This window comes from Plantibacter cousiniae (nom. nud.) (assembly GCF_977070315.1).
In genome coordinates, this window is sequence record NZ_CDRVEU010000013.1 from 56976 (window position 1) to 76338 (window position 19363).

General features: G+C 57.4%; 20 protein-coding genes. 6 read left to right on the forward strand and 14 right to left on the reverse strand.

Annotated elements, in window-relative coordinates; genetic code table 11:
- The first annotated feature begins 87 nt into the window (after nt 1-87).
- From ACW55A_RS22395 to ACW55A_RS22405, 3 genes are all read left to right on the forward strand, one after another.
- Nucleotides 88-381, forward strand: coding sequence for a metal-sensing transcriptional repressor (locus ACW55A_RS22395; protein ID WP_046719317.1), 294 nt, complete (start codon nt 88-90; stop codon nt 379-381).
- A gap of 7 nt (nt 382-388) precedes the next feature.
- Nucleotides 389-1270, forward strand: coding sequence for a nickel/cobalt efflux protein RcnA (locus tag ACW55A_RS22400; protein ID WP_498811170.1), 882 nt, complete (start codon nt 389-391; stop codon nt 1268-1270).
- A gap of 177 nt (nt 1271-1447) precedes the next feature.
- The gene (locus ACW55A_RS22405; RefSeq protein ID WP_003364399.1) at nt 1448-1873 is read left to right on the forward strand and encodes a VOC family protein; all 426 of its coding nucleotides are present in this window, start codon (nt 1448-1450) and stop codon (nt 1871-1873) included.
- A gap of 54 nt (nt 1874-1927) precedes the next feature.
- Here the strand turns inward: ACW55A_RS22405 and ACW55A_RS22410 are convergent, their stop codons facing one another.
- Both ACW55A_RS22410 and ACW55A_RS22415 read right to left on the reverse strand, forming a co-directional pair.
- Nucleotides 1928-2800 (reverse strand): LysR family transcriptional regulator, encoded by an 873-nt coding sequence (locus tag ACW55A_RS22410; RefSeq protein ID WP_057401802.1) that lies wholly within the window; start codon nt 2798-2800, stop codon nt 1928-1930.
- A 98-nt stretch (nt 2801-2898) separates the two neighbouring features.
- Nucleotides 2899-3807 (reverse strand): LysR family transcriptional regulator, encoded by a 909-nt coding sequence (locus ACW55A_RS22415; RefSeq protein ID WP_499140639.1) that lies wholly within the window; start codon nt 3805-3807, stop codon nt 2899-2901.
- Nucleotides 3808-3915: 108 nt separating this feature from the next.
- Here ACW55A_RS22415 and ACW55A_RS22420 point away from each other — a divergent pair, with 108 nt between their 5' ends.
- Both ACW55A_RS22420 and ACW55A_RS22425 read left to right on the forward strand, forming a co-directional pair.
- Nucleotides 3916-4734 carry a phytanoyl-CoA dioxygenase family protein gene (locus ACW55A_RS22420; protein WP_003364393.1) on the forward strand — a complete coding sequence of 273 codons (819 nt, stop codon included), beginning with the start codon at nt 3916-3918 and terminating at the stop codon, nt 4732-4734.
- A gap of 87 nt (nt 4735-4821) precedes the next feature.
- On the forward strand, nt 4822-5790 hold the full coding sequence (locus ACW55A_RS22425) for an ABC transporter substrate-binding protein (protein WP_005745113.1): 969 nt from the start codon (nt 4822-4824) through the stop codon (nt 5788-5790).
- 92 nt (nt 5791-5882) lie between these two features.
- Here the strand turns inward: ACW55A_RS22425 and ACW55A_RS22430 are convergent, their stop codons facing one another.
- Both ACW55A_RS22430 and ACW55A_RS22435 read right to left on the reverse strand, forming a co-directional pair.
- Nucleotides 5883-7736 carry an ABC transporter ATP-binding protein gene (locus ACW55A_RS22430; RefSeq protein WP_498811172.1) on the reverse strand — a complete coding sequence of 618 codons (1854 nt, stop codon included), beginning with the start codon at nt 7734-7736 and terminating at the stop codon, nt 5883-5885.
- Between the two features lie 79 nt (nt 7737-7815).
- A complete protein-coding gene (locus ACW55A_RS22435) occupies nt 7816-8442 on the reverse strand; it encodes a TetR/AcrR family transcriptional regulator (RefSeq protein ID WP_003364386.1) in 627 nt (208 codons plus the stop codon).
- A 110-nt stretch (nt 8443-8552) separates the two neighbouring features.
- Here ACW55A_RS22435 and ACW55A_RS22440 point away from each other — a divergent pair, with 110 nt between their 5' ends.
- Nucleotides 8553-9758, forward strand: coding sequence for an MFS transporter (locus tag ACW55A_RS22440; RefSeq protein ID WP_455809000.1), 1206 nt, complete (start codon nt 8553-8555; stop codon nt 9756-9758).
- 21 nt (nt 9759-9779) lie between these two features.
- Here ACW55A_RS22440 and ACW55A_RS22445 read toward each other — a convergent pair whose 3' ends face one another.
- From ACW55A_RS22445 to tldD, 10 genes are all read right to left on the reverse strand, one after another.
- The gene (locus tag ACW55A_RS22445) at nt 9780-10415 is read right to left on the reverse strand and encodes a PfkB family carbohydrate kinase (protein WP_498811173.1); all 636 of its coding nucleotides are present in this window, start codon (nt 10413-10415) and stop codon (nt 9780-9782) included.
- Nucleotides 10343-10624, reverse strand: coding sequence for a hypothetical protein (locus tag ACW55A_RS22450; protein WP_498811174.1), 282 nt, complete (start codon nt 10622-10624; stop codon nt 10343-10345). The genes ACW55A_RS22445 and ACW55A_RS22450 overlap by 73 nt, the downstream gene beginning before the upstream one ends.
- 57 nt (nt 10625-10681) lie before the next feature.
- On the reverse strand, nt 10682-11035 hold the full coding sequence (locus ACW55A_RS22455) for a beta-keto acid cleavage family enzyme (RefSeq protein ID WP_498811175.1): 354 nt from the start codon (nt 11033-11035) through the stop codon (nt 10682-10684).
- The gene (locus ACW55A_RS22460) at nt 11032-13077 is read right to left on the reverse strand and encodes an AAA family ATPase (protein WP_498811176.1); all 2046 of its coding nucleotides are present in this window, start codon (nt 13075-13077) and stop codon (nt 11032-11034) included. The genes ACW55A_RS22455 and ACW55A_RS22460 overlap by 4 nt, the downstream gene beginning before the upstream one ends.
- A 46-nt stretch (nt 13078-13123) precedes the next feature.
- Complete coding sequence (locus tag ACW55A_RS22465) at nt 13124-13549, reverse strand: hypothetical protein (protein WP_498811177.1); 426 nt, start codon at nt 13547-13549, stop codon at nt 13124-13126.
- A 9-nt stretch (nt 13550-13558) separates the two neighbouring features.
- The gene (locus ACW55A_RS22470; RefSeq protein WP_061434187.1) at nt 13559-13867 is read right to left on the reverse strand and encodes a hypothetical protein; all 309 of its coding nucleotides are present in this window, start codon (nt 13865-13867) and stop codon (nt 13559-13561) included.
- A 174-nt stretch (nt 13868-14041) separates the two neighbouring features.
- Nucleotides 14042-14719, reverse strand: a complete 678-nt coding sequence (gene pcp / locus ACW55A_RS22475) for a pyroglutamyl-peptidase I (RefSeq protein ID WP_498811178.1) — start codon at nt 14717-14719, stop codon at nt 14042-14044.
- Nucleotides 14716-15201, reverse strand: a complete 486-nt coding sequence (locus ACW55A_RS22480; protein WP_498811179.1) for an Lrp/AsnC family transcriptional regulator — start codon at nt 15199-15201, stop codon at nt 14716-14718. The genes pcp and ACW55A_RS22480 overlap by 4 nt, the downstream gene beginning before the upstream one ends.
- 179 nt (nt 15202-15380) lie before the next feature.
- Entirely contained in the window at nt 15381-17777 is a 2397-nt protein-coding gene (locus ACW55A_RS22485; protein ID WP_498811180.1) for a TonB-dependent siderophore receptor, read from the reverse strand.
- 113 nt (nt 17778-17890) lie between these two features.
- Nucleotides 17891-19348, reverse strand: a complete 1458-nt coding sequence (gene tldD / locus ACW55A_RS22490; RefSeq protein ID WP_498811181.1) for a metalloprotease TldD — start codon at nt 19346-19348, stop codon at nt 17891-17893.
- Between the last annotated feature and the right edge of the window lie 15 nt (nt 19349-19363).

The window sequence follows — 19363 nt, forward strand, 5'->3', positions numbered from 1 at the left end:
CCGGTTCCAATCCTGCATTACCTTTGACTCTATCCTCCCTGGGGGGATAGAGTGCCGGTCTGAATTGTCCAGGCCAGAGCTCAAGCCATGAGTGAACACGACCACCCCCACGGCCATACGCACCAGTCCCACATAGCTGTTATCAAGCGCCTGAAACGGGCCGACGGCCATTTGCGCAGCATCATCACCATGATCGAAGAAGGGCGCGAGTGCGTGGACATCGCCCAGCAACTGCACGCGGTCGAGAAAGCGGTGTGCCAGGCCAAGCGCACGTTGATTCAGGATCATATCGATCACTGCCTCGAAGACACGCTCGGTTCACTCGCCAGGGGCGAGCGGGCACCGCTGGAAGCCTTCAAGCAAATCACCAAATACCTTTAGGTCTCGCATGCCGAATTTTGTCGAGCTGTTGCAGCAAGGTGGTTCGCATGCCTGGCTGTATTTCCCCAGTGCCATTTTGCTGGGCGCGTTGCACGGGCTGGAGCCCGGGCATTCGAAAACCATGATGGCGGCGTTCATTGTGGCCATTCGTGGCTCTGTTAAACAGGCCGTGATGCTCGGTGTCGCCGCCACCGTTTCGCACACCGCCGTTGTCTGGCTGGTGGCCATCGGCGGCATGTATCTGGGGCAGGGGCTGGACGCTGAAACCACGGAGCCTTACTTTCAGCTCGCGTCGTCTGCCGTGATCATCGCCATTGCATTGTGGATGCTGTGGCGCACCTGGCGTGGCGAGCAGCTGTATAAATTCGAAAGTGCCCGGCAGAGTCACGGGCATGCAGGCCATGGCCACGATGTCAACTTCAAAGAGCATGAGCATGAGCACGAACACGAACACGGTCACAGCCATGACCACAGCGATCTGGACGGCTTGAACCTGAGTGCCGAGGGCTATCAGGATGCCCATGAAAAGGCCCATGCCGATGACATCCGCAAGCGCTTCACCCATCGCGAGGTCAGCAACGGCCAAATCTTGATGTTCGGATTGACCGGGGGTCTTATCCCTTGCCCGGCGGCGATTACCGTGCTGCTGCTGTGCCTGCAGGTCAAGCAGGTCACTTTGGGCGCGATGATGGTGATCTGTTTCAGCCTGGGGCTTGCCATTACGTTGGTCACCGTTGGTGCCGCCGCCGCCATCGGTGCGCGAAGAGCCTCGAATCGTTTCCCCTGGCTCAGTGCAGCTGCTCGACGCGCACCTTACCTGTCCAGCGTCCTGATTATCTGTGTCGGGATGTATGTAGGGATCAACGGCTGGATCAGCCTGCATTCGTGAGCTGGCCTGGTGCTTGAGCGTGGCCGCTATCACAAAAATAATTTGTGCATCTTTAAAATATATATTGATTTTTATTGGTATCGCCCGGCCTTAGCATGAGTGGAACTTGAATAAGTCGCCGGACAGCGAGCACGCTGTCAGGCTCACACGCCACCAAGAGCTGCAATCGGAGTCCTGATGAGTCTTTCTCCTTTCCACCTTGCAATCCCGGTTTATGACCTGGCCGCGACACGTGCCTTCTACGGTGAAGTGTTCGGTCTTTCCGAAGGGCGCTCCAGCGATCAGTGGGTCGACTTCGATTTCTACGGGCACCAGTTGGTGATTCATGAACACCCGAAAACCGCCTCTCAAGAGAGCGTGCACAGCAACCCGGTAGACGGTCACGACGTTCCGGTTCCGCACTTCGGCATCATTTTGGAATGGGCTCAGTGGGAAGCTCTGGCCGAGCGCTTGAAATCCTTCGGCACCGAGTTCGTCATCGAACCCTACATTCGATTCAAGGGGCAGGTGGGTGAGCAGGCCACCATGTTCCTGTTCGATCCCTGCGGTAATGCGCTTGAGTTCAAGGCGTTCAAGGACATGAGTCAGCTGTTCGCAAAATAGTAAAAAGCCTGGCGCACACTATGTTGCGCCAGGCCTGCTAGAGCGGGCGCAGCGCTAACGAGTCAGAGCCTGTTCGTTGATCAGTTGGACCAGCGCGGTTACCGGTTCGGTCAGGCTGCGGCGAGCGCGATGTACCAGCCCAATATCGCGATGGAACGTATGCTCTTTCAAGTCGATAGAGCGCACACCGGCGTGCCATCTCTGCAGGGTTGCCGTTTCCGGAACCAATGCGACGCCGACGCCGTTGGCGACCAGTTTCATAATCGCATCCAGTTCATCGAGCTCGCAGACTTCGCGCAGCGAGACATGGGTCTGGCGCAGGAACCTATCGACCTGTCGGCCACCAAATGACGATCGATCGTAACGAATGAATGGATGAGCCGAAATCAGTTCGGCCCAGTCATCCCCCTGCATGTCAGCAGGCACGATAAGGCGATAGGGTTCACGGACCAGCGTTGTCCAGCGCAAGTCGCTTTGCAGTGAGAAGGGCGGGCGGATGATCGCTGCCATGTCGATCTCGCCAGCGTCCACCTGATTGACCAGGTCCATGGACAGGCCGGGAATGACACGCGTCCTGCACGCGGAGAATTGCTGATGAAACCGAGCCAGCGCTTCCGGCAGAAAGGAGCGTTGTACAGAGGCAATTGCGCCGATGGTCACCAGCACGCTCGCGGGTAGCCCTACTGTCGTAGTGCCGAGGCTGCTGAACTGGCGCACCAGATCCTGACCTTGTAACAACACCTGCTGCCCCATGCGGTTGAGCTGGGCTGAACGTCCTTTTCGGTCGAACAGCTCGACGCCCAGTTCAGCTTCAAGGCGCTGCATCTGCGCACTGACAGCGGCCTGGGTGAGCCCGATCTTGCTGCCCGCCGCAGCGAACGTGCCTTCTCTTGCCACGGCGATAAACGTTTTCAGTTCTTTGATCATGGGCAAAGAATAATTGTATTTTTGCTAAAAATGCATTTGTTTATTTTGTTATTGGCGGGTTGTCGCCGCTTCAGCGTCATAGGCGCCCGGGCGCTGCCTCAGACAAAAGGTACTCTTTCCTGGAACCAGGCAACGGCCTGGTTTTTGAATGCTTCGGCGGGCGGCGTTAACGGGTAGCGCTGATCGTAGGCCAGTACGATGCGCTGGTTGGGCAGCGTTTCGCGTATCGGGCGACACACCAAGGGCTGACCGTCGTAGCTGCGGTCGCCGAAGGGCCTGGTATAGGTCAGGGAAACACCGAATCCGTTGGCGACGAGGCTGCGCTGAAACTCGAAGCTGTGGGTGCGCTGGAGGCTTTGAGGCGACAGTCCATGCATGTTGAACAGGTCCAGCACGTGCTGCCAGCTGTGGACCTGATCAGTAACTACCAGATTGCCTTCACTGAGTGCGTGCAGACTGACATCGGGCTCGTTTGCCAATGGGTGATCAGCCGCCAGCAGGGCATGGGCAGTCAGTTGACGCAACTCGATACACGCCATGTTTGCCGGCAGCCCCAGGTCGTAGGTCAGCGCCAGCTCCAGAGTACCTTCGGCGAGGCGCTTGCCCAGATAGTCGAAGCCGCCTTCGCGCATGTCGACCCTCACTCGCGGATGTTCCTGTTGCAGGCGCCTGAGGATCTGCGGCAGGCAATAGGGTGCCAGGTCCTCGTAACAACCCAGTACCAGCTCTCCGGAAAAGTCGTTGTTGTCGCTGCCGATGTCTGAAAACGTCCGGGCTTCGGCCAGAACCCGCCTGGCCTGGGCCATCACTGTGCGCCCGAAAGGCGTAAGCGATACGCCCAGTCCGCGTTGACGAACAAACAGCGGCTGACCAAAAAGCTGCTCGAGGTCGGTAATCGCCGTTGAAATTGACGGTTGGGAAACATGCAGCTCTTCGGCCGCCAACGTGAGATTGCCGTGTTTGGCGGCAGCGAGCGCATAACGGAGTTGTCGCAGACTGAACTTCATAAGAATTTCTTGGGTGATAAATCAATACATATTATTTTATCTTCGCTGAGTGTCATGAAATATTTGCCCCTTGCCCACATTTATTCTTCTCCGAGGGAGTTTCAGGTCATGACACAACATTCGTTTGCCCTCACGACAGAAGACATTGAGGCCTTTCAGCGCGATGGCGCAATTTGCCTGCGCGGCGTTTTCCGCGACTGGATCGGCACCATTGCCGACGGAATCGAGCGCAACCTCGCCGAGCCGGGTGCTTACGCCAGCCGTTACGTCGAGAAGGATGACAAACCGGGCGGCTTTTTCGACGACTATTGCAACTGGCAGCGGATTCCAGAGTTTCGCGCCATGGTCGAGGATTCACCGGCAGCGTCTGTCGCGGCTGCCGTGATGCGCTCCAGATCGGCACAGTTTTTTCATGACCATGTTCTGGTCAAGGAACCCGGCGCGCAGAAGGCCACGCCATGGCACCAGGACATCCCTTACTATTTTGTCGAAGGTAGCCAGAACGTAAGCTTCTGGATCCCCGTGGACCCGGTGCGCGAGTCGACGCTGCGGCTGCTTGCCGGCTCACACCGTTGGGAGAAGGGCATAAAACCGGTGCACTGGGCCGATCAAAGCGATTTCTACAAAGATGCTGGCGGGTACCGCGACGCGCCGGATCCAGATACTGATACCGAGCAAGGCCTGCAGGTACTGGAGTGGGAGATGCAGCCGGGCGACGCGGTGCTGTTCGATTTCCGTACCGTGCATGGTGCTAGAGGCAATGCGTCGGCTCAGCGCCGTCGTGTCTTGTCGCTGCGCTGGCTTGGCGACGATATACGTTACTTCGAGCGTCCAGGACGGACCTCTCCACCGTATCCAGGGCATGCGATGCAGACCGGTCAGAGACTGCGCGAAGATTGGTTCCCGACGATACATCAAGGAGCTTGAGTTTCATGTAGATGAAACAGGTTCGCCACTGATGTGACGAGCATTTGCACTGCCATAACCCTGTTCACTGTGTTGGAGCGTGCGATTGTGAAGATCAGAAAAAACCTTACCGCCACACTGATTGCTCTCGGGCTGTTTGCCGGCAGTGCTGCAAGCCAGGCCGCCGGTTGGTGCGAGTCGGGTAAACCGGTCAAATTTGCCGGGCTCAATTGGGAAAGCGGCATGTTGCTCACCGACATACTGCAGATATTGCTCAAGGACGGCTATGGCTGTGCGATCGATACATTGCCAGGCAACTCCATCACCATGGAAAGCGCCTTGAGCAATAACGACATTCAGGTACTGGCGGAGGAGTGGATCGGGCGAAGCGAGGTCTGGAACAAGGCGGCCGCCAGTGGGAAGGTAGTTGGTGTGGGGGCACCGATTATCGGGGCCACCGAAGGTTGGTATGTGCCACGTTATCTGGTCGAAGGCGATGCCAAACGCAACCTCAAGCCCAAGGCTCCCGATCTGAAGAAGATCGCCGACCTGACCCAGTACGTGGCGCTCTTCAAGGACCCGGAAGAACCGGACAAAGGCCGTTTCTACAATTGCCCAGCGGGTTGGACCTGCGAGTTGGAAAACAGCGAGATGCTTAAGAGCTATGGCCTGGAAGCCAGTTATACCAACTTCCGCCCGGGTACAGGCCCGGCGTTGGATGCTGCCGTTTTGTCGAGCTACAAGCGGGGCGAGCCCATTCTTTTCTACTACTGGTCGCCGACGCCGTTAATGGGACAAGTCGATCTGTTGAAGCTGGAAGAAAAGCCGGGCGTCGATAAGAAAATCAGCATTCAGGTAGGGCTTTCCAATGTCTTTCACGAGCAGGCACCGGAATTGGTAGCCGTTCTGGAAAAGGTCAATCTGCCGATCGACCTGTTAAACCAGAACCTGGCCCGCATGAGCAAAGAGCGTATCGATTCACCCAAGCTGGCGAAGATATTCTTCAAGGAGCACCCGGAAATCTGGCACACCTGGGTCAGTGACGCTGCTGCCAAAAAGATCGAAGCAACGCTTTAAGGCAAGAAAGGGCATGGATGCCCTTTCTCTTATCGCCGCTGGAGTGCTTGCGTACGCCACCAGCGATCTGGCCGGGCTATTGGTCAGTCTGCCTAATCGATGATATCGGCCACACCCTGATCCTCCCCGAGAAACCCGCCGCTCTGGTGCTGCCACAGCCGCGCATAGGTACCGTTTCTACCCAGCAGTTCGGCGTGAGTGCCTTGTTCGATGATGCGGCCGTCGTCCATGACAATCAGCCGGTCCATGGCGGCAATCGTGGACAGACGGTGGGCGATGGCGATCACCGTCTTGCCCTGCATCATTTCATCGAGGCTTTCCTGGATTGCCACTTCGACTTCCGAGTCCAGCGCACTGGTGGCTTCGTCGAGCAGCAGGATCGGGGCGTTCTTGAGCATCACCCGGGCGATGGCGACGCGTTGGCGATGGCCGCCCGACAGCTTGATACCGCGCTCACCCACCAGCGTGTCGTAGCCACTGTGGCCTTGCTTGTCGCTCAGCTGGCTGATGAACCCGTCGGCTTGCGCACTCGCCGCAGCGCTACGGATTTGCTCATCGGTCGCATCGGGACGTCCGTAGGCGATATTGTCGCGAATGGAGCGGTGCAGCAGCGAGGTGTCCTGCGTGACCATGCCGATGGCGCTGCGCAAGCTGTCCTGAGTAACGTGCGCAATGTCTTGCCCATCAATACTGATCGAGCCCTTGTCCACGTCATAAAAGCGCAGCAGGAGGTTGATGAGCGTGGACTTCCCGGCGCCGGAGCGACCCACCAGGCCGATTTTTTCACCTGGACGAATGCTCAGGCTCAGGGCATCCAGTACCTGGCGTTCGCCGTTGTAATTGAAGCTCACGTTATCGAAGGTGACCGCGCCGCCTCGGGTGACCAAAGCCTTCGCGTCCGGCGCATCCTGAACCTTGGGACCGCGAGTCAAGGTTTGCATGCCGTCCTGGACGGTGCCGATGTTCTCGAATAACGAGGTCATCTGCCACATGATCCAGTGCGACATGCCGTTGATGCGCAACGCCATGGCGGTGATCGCCGCAACCGCACCGGTGCCGACCTGGCCCTGGTGCCACAGCCACAGGGCGTAACCGCCAGCACCCATGATCAGTGCGACCACCAGGGCCTGATTGACGATTTCGAATTGACTGACCAGACGCATCTGGCGCAAGCCGGTGAGCTTGAAGTCCTCCATCGCCGCGCGCGCGAAATGCGCTTCACGCTTGGAATGGGAGAACAGCTTTACTGTGGTGATGTTGGTGTAGGCGTCCGAGACACGTCCGGTCATCGATGAGCGCGCGTTGGCCTGCTCCTGCCCGACCTTGCCCAGGCGTGGTACGAAGTAGCGCATGGCCAGACCGAACAGCATCAGCCAGACAAGGAAAGGCAGCATCAGCTTCAAATCGAAGGCGCCGGCCAGGGCAATGATCGCGATGAAATAGACGCCGATACCGGGGACGATTTCGATGATGGTGAACAGCACCTCGCGCACCGACAGCGCTGTCTGCATCACCTTGGTGGTGACGCGGCCGGAGAACTCATCGGAGAAGAAAGACAGGCTTTGCCGCAACATCAATCGGTGGAAGTCCCAACGCAACCGCAGGGGCAGGTTGATCGCCAATACCTGGTGCTGCACCATCGTGCGCAATGCCACCAGCACGATGCTGCTCAGCAATACCAGGCCAATACCCCACAGCACGCTGCTTTCCTGCGCGGCCGTATCGCCGCCAGCCTGCCACGTGGACAACAGATCCACGACCTGCCCGAGGAAGGAAAACAGCCAGGCTTCGTAAATCGACACACCGGCACACAGCAGCGCAAACGCAAGGATGTAACCGCGTGCCCCTCGCGTGCAGGCCCAGAGAAACCGTGCCAGGCCGTCAGGTGGTGGCGGCACTTCGTCAGGCGGGAAGGGGTCAAGCCATTTTTCAAACGCGCGAAGCATGGTGTTCTCCAAAAAAATCAGTGCAAAGAGTCTGGCGTCCTCGACGCCTCCCGAACCTCTTCCATATTGAGCTTCAGGGTCAATGATTGTCGGCAACACTGCCCAGGCTGTCCCACAGTCTCATCACCTGGGTCACTGCGGCGTCCAGTGTGGCATGTGGGACACCGTCGCGCGCCAGTGTAGACAAGCCCAGAAGAAAACTGTCAAACACGGCCGCGAGCGTTTCCGGTATTACCGTTGCGGGCAACTCGCCTGCCGCAACGGCGCGCTGGATGCAGGCCACGATACCTGTGCGGTTCAGATCCCTGGCCCGAGCAAGGGGTTCGGAAATGGCCTTGCTCTCGTCCGAGCAGGCGCTCATCAGCCCCAACGCCACCAGACACCCTTTAGGATGCCCAGGCTCACACTGCATTTTCGCTGAGCGACGAAGGGTGATTTCAATCGCGTCTCTGGGCGGCAGGGTCGTATCGAACAGGCTGTCGGTGACTCGGCCGTAGGTGTCGAGGTAGCGCTCCATCACTTCATTGAACAGGGCGTTTTTAGAGCCAAACGCTGCGTAAAAGCTCGGCGCCGTGATGCCGCCACCTATGTTTGCCTTGAGCTGGCTTAGGGAAGTTGCGTCGTAGCCGTGCTCCCAAAACAGGTGTAGCGCCTGGGTGATCGCCAAGTCACGGTCAAATGTACGCGGACGCCCCAGCTGTGCCATGTCGAGTCTCCTACGGAATTACTTAAATACTAATCGATACATAAGTCATTGACCACCTGACTCCATCTGCCTATATTTGTACCGATCAGTATATTAGTGAGGGTTTTTCAATGATTACAGATGAGAAGCAGGGCGAAACACTCCCGCTGGGGGCGTTGCTGGCGCTGGCAATGACGGGTTTCATCTGCATTGTCACCGAGACTTTGCCGGCAGGTTTGTTGCCGCAGATCGCCGACGGGTTGGAGGTGTCCGCATCGTTTGCCGGGCAGATGGTGACTGTTTATGCGTTGGGCTCATTGCTGGCCGCCATTCCGCTGACGATCGCGACGCAAAGCTGGCGGCGCAGGACGGTCTTGCTGGTGACGATTGCCGGCTTTCTGGTTTTCAATAGCGTCACTGCGTTGTCGTCCAGTTACGGACTGACGCTGATCGCAAGGTTTTTCTCCGGCGTCTCGGCGGGCCTGGCCTGGAGCCTCATCGCCGGTTACGCACGGCGCATGGTGGTCCCGCAACTGCAAGGCCGTGCACTGGCCGTGGCGATGGTCGGTACGCCCGTTGCCTTGTCGCTGGGCGTGCCTCTGGGAACCTGGCTTGGCGGGTTCATGGGCTGGCGCATGGCGTTTGGCTTGATGTCCGGGATGACCGTGCTGCTGATCATCTGGGTGCTGGTCAAAGTGCCGGACTATTCCGGCAAGTCCTCCGCACAGCGCATGGCGTTACGTCAGGTCTTTTTCACGCCCGGCGTACGCTCGGTGCTGGGCGTTGTGTTCACCTGGATGCTGGCTCACAACCTGCTTTATACCTACGTCGCTCCCTTCGTTTCCGCGGCGGGGCTGGCGAATGATGTGGACCTGGTATTGCTGGCATTCGGGGTCGCCGCACTGGCCGGCATCTGGGTCACGGGACGGCTGGTTGATCGACATTTGCGCAAGACAGTACTTGCCAGCCTGGCAACATTCGCAGCGGTGTCAGTGTTCTTCGGCGTGTTTTCTGGCTCTGCAACGGCCATTTACATCGGCGCTTTCATCTGGGGGCTGACCTTCGGCGGTGCCGCCACGTTGCTGCAAACTGCGCTCGCCGATGCGGCAGGTGAGGGCGCAGATGTCGCGCTTTCGATGAACGTCGTGGTCTGGAACAGCGCCATCGCAGGCGGAGGGTTACTGGGTGGCGTGTTGCTTGGCCAATGGGGAGCAGGTTCCTTTCCTTGGGTCTTGCTGATGCTGTTGTTGCTAAGTCTGGTGATCGCACTGCGCGCAGGTGCTCATGGTTTTGCACGGGGCAGCCGGCTGGACCGGGAGTGTGGTCTGGCTGGTTGAGCACAGCGAGCTCAAGCCAGCCTAAAAATCGGCCCCCACCAGCGCATCTACCTCCTCACGGCCAGGCGCCGTCGCCGGCCCCCGGCGTGTGACCGCAATCGCTGCTGCCGCATTGGCGCGCAGCGCCGCGCGGTCGACACTGCTGCCTCTGGCCAACTCGGCCAGCAGCACACCCGCGTGGGCGTCGCCGGCTCCATTGGTGTCGATTGCCGTGACGGCAAAGCCGGGTATGTGTCGCGTCTGTCCGGCATGGTGGACCCAGCAACCTGCGGGGCCGTCACGAATCACTATGAGCGCATCTTCGCGCAGAATGGACGCCAGGTGGTGGAGCGCGTCGGCGGGCGTCCGGGTTTGCGTGAAGCGCAGGGCTTCTTCGCAGTTGCTGGACCATACGCTGATAAGAGGAAGTACGGCGCGCATCTCGACGCCATGAAGCGCATCAACCAATGGGCCTGGGTCGAATACCACGGTAGTGCCGCCGGGCAATCCGTCCAGCCAGGCGAGCAGGGCCGTGACCTTGTTTTTGTGTGCCAGGCTGTAGCCGCTGACAACTACGTAATCTTCGGCGCTGACCTGCACGCCTTTCAGGTCATCGGCAGACAAACCACCTTCAGCGCCCACATAGGAGATGAACGAGCGCTCGGCCGAGTCTTCCACCAGGGCAACGGCCAGGCCGGTACCAGACCCTGTTGTTCCAGCGCACCCCAGCAATTGGCGACACGGTTACGCAACGCTGCTTCGGCGCCGGGCGCGGGGTCCCAGGCGACCACATCCAGTCCATGGGCGAGGGCGCGGGATACCCAGCCACTGCCGATGACGCCGCTGCCAAGAGCGGCGAAGGTTTTGATTTCAGTGATAAAGCTCATGGCGACGATCCTGAAGAGTGCGGTGATTCAATCACAGGGTTTTATGTCCTGAAGGCATTAGCCGCGCTTGGCAAGGCCCATCTTGATGCGGCCTTCTGCCGGGGTCATGACTCGTGCGCCCAGGCGGCTGAGAATTTCACTGGCGCGTTCCACCAATTGACCGTTGGTGGCGAGCACGCCCTTGTCCAGCCACAGGTTGTCCTCCAGACCGACCCGGACGTTGCCGCCCAGCAACACCGCTTGCGCGGCCATCGGCATCTGCATGCGGCCAATACCAAAGCCCGCCCACACCGCATCGGCGGGCAGATTATCGACCATGGCTTTCATGGTGGTGGTGTCGGCGGGTGCGCCCCATGGAATACCCAGGCACAGCTGGAACAGCGGGTTGTCGAGCAGACCTTCCTTGATCATCTGTTTGGCGAACCACAGGTGGCGTCGTCGAAGACGATGACAGGGCATTCTATGCTTTTCGCCTTAGCCATGAGGATTGCCAACCCGAGGCATCGAATATGGCCTTCGCTAAGTATGTGAAGTGCATCGACCCGAGCGCCCGGATTACCTTGAAAGCAGATCTCAATCTTCCCTTCACCTCCAATTGGAAGGTGTAGTGCGAATAATTTGTCCTCATCCCGATCGTTGCGATTGAATGCGTTGTAAAGATCCTTGGCTGCGTCGTTGAGTCCTGCTATCAACTGCCCCGGGAGTTGATCCCTATAGGACCTTAGTTCTACAAGAAATCGGTCATAGGTCCCCTTGAAGGGGGTATCCCGCTCTATGTCGAGAATCTCTTGGTTCGCTTGGGCGATTAGCTCAGCATTTGTTTCGTCGAATGCATTGATACGGCTATTTGCAGCCTCAACGTTCTCTTGCAGTTGCTGTCTCTTGAGATTCTGGGCTTGAACCTTGAGCTGGAATTCGTTGAGCCGTCGACGCTCCGTAATATGCGGCTGGCGATCCTGCTGAGCTTGCAACGACGCAACGTCCTGTGCTGCCATGCGATCCACCACAGACAGTATTTCATCAAGGGACGGTAGTGCGTCTTGAATCACTACCGTTTGGGGGTAGATGCTTGACCACCAACGTTCAACCGGTTCTTCTGGAAGCTGACCAATCCACTGGGAAATGGCCTTATTTTCTCCGGGCTGGGCATCGATGAAAGCGGCGACGGGACTGAACATCTGGCGCAACTCACGTGACGCTTGCCCAAACGTGGTCTGTGTAACCTGCTGCTGCTCCTGGAGAACACCAAGCTCTTCAAGCTGTTTAAGGCCTTCACCCGCCCTTAGATATGGATCCGCAGCTACGTGAGTCTGACCTTTCAGTGGGGTGTCACAGGCCGGGCACCGGTCTCCCACGACTTCTTGTAGGGCCAGGACCGAGTCATAAAGCGCCTTAAAAGACACTTGGTCGCTTCTGGCGCGAAGAGCTTCAACGATGTCTTTGAGCTCCTCATCACATTTGTGTGTTTTCTCAAAAGCATCTAGAAGGTCCTGGCGCGTTACGCCGAGCACATTAAGCGGTACCGCTTCCAAAATCGCTTCGAGTTCCTGAAGGCGACCCGGAGTTTCGCCGGTACCGATAAGCTCTTTAAGCACGTCATATGTGATCTCGGCGTCGTACTCCTTCGCTAGGGCTGCCTCTTCTTCCGCCAGTGCTTGCTGGGATGCTGCCTCATTTTCAACGGTCGTTCTATCTGCTGCCAACGCATTTCGGCGAGCAGTCAATGTGGTCTGTTGTTCGCCGAGAAGGATAAGCTGCCCATCGATGCTCTCATTGAAATGGCCCACGAACTCATTGAACTGATCCATGCCGAAGAGAGTGGCAGTGAGTTCCGCTCGTTGGGCATTGGGGCGTGCGGCGATTCTGGAAAACGCGTCGATCCGGTTCTTTTCTACGAAGCAGAAACGATAGGTGTCAGCGTTGGCAACGACATTTACTTCTCGCCCTTGCTGATCGGTCGCTTTCAGTATTGGTGCGTTGAATCGCCCATCATGGACATTGGCGAGATAAGTGCGGGCTGCAATGCGCTTGCTTCCCGCCTCTTCGACATCTCCCAAGAGCGCGTATTCCAGTCCTTCGCACAGACTGGTTTTGCCGCTACCGTTGGGGCCGTAGAAAAGGACGATTTGCTTGGTGAGGTCGAATGGCTCGGCTGCTCGAAAGCCTCGAAATGGACCGAGTGTCAGATGTCGAAGTTTCGCCCAAGGCCATATCCCGAGATCAGCCTGAGCAACTGCGACGACCGGAGCAATATCTGCGGTACCCACGAGTTCTCGTCGAATCAGCTCAACTAGGTATATGGATCGCTGGCTTCGTTGACGCGAGGTCCCAACCAATTCATCGAATTTCGACAAAACCAAGGCAGCTAGACGACGGACATCCGCATGGATGTCTTTTTCAGGCTGATAAAGCCATCCCACAAAACGCTCAAAATCCTGCCTGGCCGATGCCATATCCTATCCTTTGGTACCGCCTCATTGCGTCCAGCTTAGCGTAATATCATCTTGATGGCGTCTTCATTTGCAATGTATGAAATTCAAGCGTCAAGCAGAATATTGGGTACGAACTGCGTGAACGAGCCCCATGAAAGACAGGACACCGTCCCCCCCTTAAGATAAGGGATAGGCAAACGGGTATGTTTATGACTAACAGCAACGACAAGGGTAGTGAGCTGTTCGGCCAGCCGAACAATACGACGATGTAGGCCAGCCACAACCGGTTCTCGATCCGCGGCACTGAAAGCAGTCCCTTGTTGCCTTCATCCGCGCCTTGCTGACGGGCCGACAGCCATTCTTGCAGGATGATTGCTCCGAAGGGCGTGGCGAACAGCCCGGTGTCGGACAGGACGCTCCAGAGGCCGTTGTTGATGATCCAGGCCAGCAGGGAGAGGTAAAACTCCAGGTAGCTGTTGGTGCTCAAGAGCATGATGGTGCCTCACAGTCGGGTGAGTTCGACGCAGGTAAAAAGCACGAGCCCTAATGCCCCGATGCGCCACACGCGCAGTCGATCCTGTGGTCGATGTCGGTAGCGCCGAAGCAGATCCCACCAGAGCGCAAAGAGGGCGCCGTAGAGCAGAGCACGCCACCACCGCAGATAAGGTCGTACGGATTCAATTGCCTGTTGCCATGCCTCGAAACTACCCAGCGCAGTACGGCCGATCCAGGCGACCAGTGCGGCGGTGAGGACCATCACCGCGGCAATCCCCAGACCTGAAAGCAGAGTGAATAGCGGTGAGCGTTTCATGGCTTACTTGCGTTTGGCGTCAGCATCATTGAGTCGGCCGGGCTCCGGGTCGCCTTAGAGCTGGTGAGTTTCGAACTGGAGAAGCCCGACGGTCGAACGCAGATAAAGGAGAAGGGCGGCTTGCTCGATGGCCCGCTGTGGCGGTGGCCTGCATGAGTGGCCGAGGCACAGCGGTCAGTGCAAGGCTCCCGCGGGGATCGGCATATCGATTTCGGTGGTGGCCGCTGTCTGCGCTGCAAGGCGCAAGGCGTCTGTCACCTGCTCTGCCGACATGCTGGGCGCGCCGGGGTACTGGGCTGCCTGCTGAGGCAGATAGGGAATGTGTATGAATCCCGCCCTGGCGTCCGGTCGGTCACGTAGCGAATGCATCATGCTATAGAACACATGATTACAAACGAAAGTGCCGGCCGTATTAGAGACACTGGCCGGTATCCCCTTATCACGCAGCGCGAGCATCATGGCCTTTATCGGCAGAGTAGAAAAGTAAGCCGCAGGGCCGTCAGGGTCGATAGCCGTGTCAACCGGCTGTTGGCCAGAGTTGTCTTCGATACGAGCATCGTCGATGTTTATGGCCACGCGCTCTATCGAAATATCTGTCCTTCCACCGGCCTGGCCTACGGCGATTACGATGTGGGGTTGAAGGGCTCTAGTAGCATCGATCAAAACTCGGCGTGCCTCATCAAATACACATGGCAGCATCAACGTAACGACCTGGTAGCCGGCCGCCAGTTCTACGCCATTCATTGACTTCACCGCCTCCCATGCAGGGTTGACCGACGCGCCACCAAATGGCTCGAAGCCCGCCATTAGAATGATTCGAGGTGAGTCGGGTTTTTCCTTGTCCGGCGTCATACGGCGTAGCGTAGCGGTAGCGAAGTGGTGTATTTGATCTGCTCCATGGCGAAGCTTGAGCTGATGTCGAGCAGCCCGGGTATCTGAATCAGTTGCTTGTACACTTTGTCGTAGCCCTTGATATCAGGAACTACCATTTTAAGCAGGTAATCGGTATCGCCGGCCATACGGTACAGCTCCGTGATTTCGGCAATTTCCGCCACGCCGATGTTGAAAGACTTGAGCCATTGCGCAGAATGCTGGCTGGTTTTCAAAGAGACGAATACAGTTACGCCAACATTCAGTTTCTCACGATCAAGAAGAGCAACACGTTTTCCAAGAATTCCGTCTTCTTCCAGCTTCTGAATACGCCGCCAGCATGCAGTATTACCCAGGCCTATTCGTTCGGCTATCGTCCCAATTGCAATGCTACAATCATGCTGAAGTGTTTCGAGAATTGCTTTGTCAAATTTGTCCAGCTGAAGAGGGGGTGAAGTGGCCATATAGGGCGCTCCTGACCAATACGTTAGAATCCGAGCATCAGCGAGCCTGCGCCTCAATACGTAGAATCATAGTTATAAGCATTGAGGCGCATGCGCGCGCAGTCGCGTTATTGCAAACGCAGCTCAGTGATAGTGACAACAATGACTGATGGGGGCGGTGCTATGCACTTGGCGATCTTTTAGAAACGATACTCAGCCGTTAACCGAGTCGTACGTCCTTCTTTCTGATTGATCCAGAGTGGTGAGGTACTGTAAGCGTAGATATCCCGGTCGAACACGTTCTTCACGCCCAGGGTGAGCGACCATTCTTTCTGTCGGTAGAAAACCGACAGGTCGGTTTGTGCCCGCCCCGGGTTGTTGAAATAGGTGCTGTTGCGAAACCCGTTCCACGAAGAGCTTTGCGCTGTGACGCCGATGCCTGCACCGAGCCCTTTAAGGAGACCTTCTTGAAGTTGGTAGGACGTCCACAGGTTGGCCGATTGTTTCGGTTGGCCAGTGATTCTGTTAACGCGGCCATTGACCATGGCTGGGTCCTCGAACTTCGAGTAGGTATAACTGAACGTCAGGTCCCACCCTGGCAGCAACTGCCCGTTCAGATCAAAGTCGAAGCCTTTGCTCATGCGTCCTTCGGTACCCAGATACTGCCCGAGCTGGTTGGCCACCGGTACGTTGGTCTGCTCGATATCGAACACTGCCGAGGTAATGGTCAGTCGGTCGTCAAGAAGGCTGAACTTAACGCCCAGCTCTTTGGCCTTGCTTTCGCTCGGTGCCAACTGAGTACCGCTGACGTCTACGTTGGAAGAGCCGCTGAACCCGTTCAGGAGATTGGCATAGACCGTGATTTCATCGGTCAGGTCGTAGGCGATCCCATAGTTAGGTACCCATTTCTTCTGATCGAATGAGGATCCCGCCCTTCCTACCACTTGGGTTTCATTTTGCCATTGGGCTTCCTTGCCGGCGAACAGCAAGTGGAGTTTGTCCATGATCGTTATCTGATCCTGGATCAGCAGGCCGCGCTGAATGCTGCGGCCTTCGTAGCTCTTGCGGTCGGTGGTGCTGATGGGTTGGTAGGATTGAGAATCAGGATCATAGGCGTTGCCACCGATGAAAGGACCTCGACCGGTAATACCGTCATACTGGGTGTTGTTGGAGTGCATGTAGTCGAACCCGATCAGCACTTCATGCTTCAACGGACCCGTGTCGAAGGTGCCCCTGAAGTCGTTCTGGGTGCTCCAGTAGCGGACGTTGTTGACCGAGGTGAAGGGGTTGACCACCATTGTGCCGTTCGCTGCAATGGCGTAAGGCTGGTAGATCTGGAAATTGAGGTGTGAATCCGAATAGGTTGCCTTGCTGTTGAAAGTCCAGCCGTCAGCGAGGTCTTGGTTCAGCTCGTAGTAGCCAGTTTTAGTGATCGATGAAATGTGGTCGTCCTGGTCACCAAGCCGCGGCGTGGAGAGATCAGCAATTTTTCCGGTACGGGTATTGTAGAACGTACCTGCCAGATTCTGGGCGGAGCGGGAATCATTGAACTCCGCGCCTACCTTGATGCGGGTGGAATTCCCTTGCCAGGCTATGACCGGGGCGAAAAAGTCACCACGTGAGCCATTGTAGTCAGGATAGGTTTCGCTTGAACGAAGGCGAGCATAGTTCAAGCGGTAGCTCCACGCCTTGTCGTCAGTCAGCGCTCCGCCCAGATCAATGGCGGTCTTGTATTCGCCCCGGTCGGTGACTTCCTGGCGAATTACGTGCAGTGGGGTGGTGACCGGTGCCTTGCGCACGATGTTGATAGTGCCGCCAGGCGAAGAGCTACCGGACATGACGGCTGCAGGGCCCTTGATAACCTCAACGCTTTCGACACCGTCGATAGGCGCGGAGGGTAGCAGGACCCCGCCACGGGTTTCGGGGCCGCTGACACCGTCGGTTGCGGTCTGAGTTACCTCGTAGCCACGAATGTAATAGGTGGTAGTACCGAGGTTGCCTTCCTGCGCGACCACGCCCGCGGCATTGCGTAGAGCATCTTCAACGCTGGTGGTCTGGCGATCTTCAATCACTTGGCGCGTTACGGTCTTGATCGATTGCGGCGTTTCTTGCAGCGCAGTGTTGGTGCGGGTTGCACTGCTGGAGGCAGTAGCAGCGTATTCCTCGGTGATGGGAGCACCTTCGACCGAGATTGCCGGGAGCATGGCGCCATTGCTAGGGGCATAGGACGCAGCGACCGGGGCAGGGGCTGAAATCAGAAGGTTGCCATCCGGCGTGGTGCTAGAAGTCAGTGAAGTTCCTGCAATAGCCGCAGCCACCGCCTGGCCAGCATTCAAATTACCTTTAATCGCCGGTGCATTATAGTCGCCAATATTCGGCACGCTGACTTGAATGTCCAGTCCACTTTGGCTGCTGATACGCGACAAAGTTTCTTGCAATGAAGCGGCAGGTAAGTCGTAGTAGCTCTGTTGGGTAATAGTGGCAGGTGGCGGTGCACCCAATGTCATTTCGGTATAACCGATGCTGCTCAAGCCCAACGATATACCCAATGCCAACGGCAAAGGTTTGAAACGCTTGAAACCTGTTGCATTCCCCATTCTTCACATCCCCGGATGAACTACGAAATTATCCTGCCATTCAGTGCAGTTATTACTAAAGTGCAATGAGGATCCTAAAGTGACAGTGCCGATCCCATTTTTTTAACAATGGTTTATCGAGCGGTGCCGCCCACCAGTAGGTTATCGATCTTCAACGTCGGTTGGCCTACGCCGACCGGAACACGCTGGCCGGCTTTGCCGCACATGGCTAGGCCGCGGTCCAGTGCCAGGTCGTTACCGACCATGCTGATATGGCGCAGCGTCTCTGGACCGCTGCCGGTCAGGGTCGCTCCCCGTATCGGGGCGGTTAGCTTGCCGTCTTCGATCAGCCAGGCCAGGGCACTCTGGAAGCAGAACTGCCCGCTGACGATATCCACTTCGCCGCTGCCCAGGTCCTGCAGATAGACCCCGCGTTTCACCGACTCGATGATCTCCTGCGGCGCGTACTCGCCTGGCTCCATGAACGTATTGGTCATGCGTGGCATGGGCAAGTGCGCATAGGACTGGCGGCGACCGTTGCCAGTCGGGCGTTGCTTCATCAAGCGGGCATTCAGATCGTCGTGCATATAGCTGCGCAGCACGCCTTTTTGAATGAGTGCGGTACGCTGCCCCGGTTCACCTTCATCATCGATGTTCAGCGAGCCGCGCGAGCCAGGTACCGTGGCATCGTCATAGATAGTGACGCCTGGAGCGGCCACGCTTTGCCCCATTTTCGAGGAGTAGATGGAGCTGCCAGTACGGTTGAAATCGCCCTCGAAGCCGTGGCCCATTGCCTCGTGCAGCAGCATGCCAGGCCAACCGCTAGCCAGTACCACAGGCAGTTGACCCGACGGAGCTTGTATTGCGTCGAGGTTAATCAAGGCGCTATCGACGATACGCTTGACCTCGATCTGCAATGTGGACGCTTCGAAATGCAGGAAGCCATTGCGCCCACCCATGCCACCGGTAGCCGCTTCCCGTTTGCCGTTGTGTTGTACGGTGATGCGTATGAACAGCAGCACCAGCGGGCGCACGTCGGCAGCCAGGCGCCCATCGTGACGCATCACCATCATCATTTCATGCCTAAGTTCCAGTGTTGCCGAAACGTGAGTGACACGAGGGTCGGCGCTGCGAGCGTACTGCTCGACCTGTTCGAGAAGCGCGATGTTGGCCGATGCCGAGGAGCCCAGCAGGGGGTCGTCGGTGCCATAACTTGGGCGATCGATCATTCGCGTTTCCACAAGCGGCATCCGCGCGCTGCTGCCTTTGCCGGCAATGCTGCGAACCGAATCGGCAGCATTGCTCAGGCGTTTGTGGGTGATCTGTTGCGAATAGGCAAAGGCGGTCTGGTCCAGTTCGCTGGCGCGCAGCCCGAAGCCCTGATCAACATTGAAGCTGCCGGCTTTGACCTGGCTATTCTCCAGCGACCAGCTTTCACGGCGAATGGATTGCAGGTACAGGTCGGCGAAGTCCACCCGGTGGGTCATGACCTGGTCGAGCGTCTTGCGCAGGTCGCTCAGCTCCAGGCCATTGGGCACCAAGAGTTTGTCGCTGGCCAATGCGAGATTATCGGGGGTGTTGGTATCGTTCATGAGGTTTTCCACGGT

Excerpts from the sequence above, each read along its gene's own strand:
- ACW55A_RS22395 (WP_046719317.1), top strand. The coding sequence starts at position 88 with ATGAGTGAACACGACCACCCCCACGGCCATACGCACCAGTCCCACATA.
- ACW55A_RS22400 (WP_498811170.1), top strand. The coding sequence starts at position 389 with ATGCCGAATTTTGTCGAGCTGTTGCAGCAAGGTGGTTCGCATGCCTGG.
- ACW55A_RS22405 (WP_003364399.1), top strand. The coding sequence starts at position 1,448 with ATGAGTCTTTCTCCTTTCCACCTTGCAATCCCGGTTTATGACCTGGCC.
- ACW55A_RS22410 (WP_057401802.1), bottom strand. The coding sequence starts at position 2,800 with ATGATCAAAGAACTGAAAACGTTTATCGCCGTGGCAAGAGAAGGCACG.
- ACW55A_RS22415 (WP_499140639.1), bottom strand. The coding sequence starts at position 3,807 with ATGAAGTTCAGTCTGCGACAACTCCGTTATGCGCTCGCTGCCGCCAAA.
- ACW55A_RS22420 (WP_003364393.1), top strand. The coding sequence starts at position 3,916 with ATGACACAACATTCGTTTGCCCTCACGACAGAAGACATTGAGGCCTTT.
- ACW55A_RS22430 (WP_498811172.1), bottom strand. The coding sequence starts at position 7,736 with ATGCTTCGCGCGTTTGAAAAATGGCTTGACCCCTTCCCGCCTGACGAA.
- ACW55A_RS22435 (WP_003364386.1), bottom strand. The coding sequence starts at position 8,442 with ATGGCACAGCTGGGGCGTCCGCGTACATTTGACCGTGACTTGGCGATC.
- ACW55A_RS22440 (WP_455809000.1), top strand. The coding sequence starts at position 8,553 with ATGATTACAGATGAGAAGCAGGGCGAAACACTCCCGCTGGGGGCGTTG.
- ACW55A_RS22450 (WP_498811174.1), bottom strand. The coding sequence starts at position 10,624 with ATGAGCTTTATCACTGAAATCAAAACCTTCGCCGCTCTTGGCAGCGGC.
- ACW55A_RS22455 (WP_498811175.1), bottom strand. The coding sequence starts at position 11,035 with ATGATCAAGGAAGGTCTGCTCGACAACCCGCTGTTCCAGCTGTGCCTG.
- ACW55A_RS22460 (WP_498811176.1), bottom strand. The coding sequence starts at position 13,077 with ATGGCATCGGCCAGGCAGGATTTTGAGCGTTTTGTGGGATGGCTTTAT.
- ACW55A_RS22465 (WP_498811177.1), bottom strand. The coding sequence starts at position 13,549 with ATGCTCTTGAGCACCAACAGCTACCTGGAGTTTTACCTCTCCCTGCTG.
- ACW55A_RS22470 (WP_061434187.1), bottom strand. The coding sequence starts at position 13,867 with ATGAAACGCTCACCGCTATTCACTCTGCTTTCAGGTCTGGGGATTGCC.
- pcp (WP_498811178.1), bottom strand. The coding sequence starts at position 14,719 with ATGACGCCGGACAAGGAAAAACCCGACTCACCTCGAATCATTCTAATG.
- ACW55A_RS22480 (WP_498811179.1), bottom strand. The coding sequence starts at position 15,201 with ATGGCCACTTCACCCCCTCTTCAGCTGGACAAATTTGACAAAGCAATT.
- ACW55A_RS22485 (WP_498811180.1), bottom strand. The coding sequence starts at position 17,777 with ATGGGGAATGCAACAGGTTTCAAGCGTTTCAAACCTTTGCCGTTGGCA.
- tldD (WP_498811181.1), bottom strand. The coding sequence starts at position 19,348 with ATGAACGATACCAACACCCCCGATAATCTCGCATTGGCCAGCGACAAA.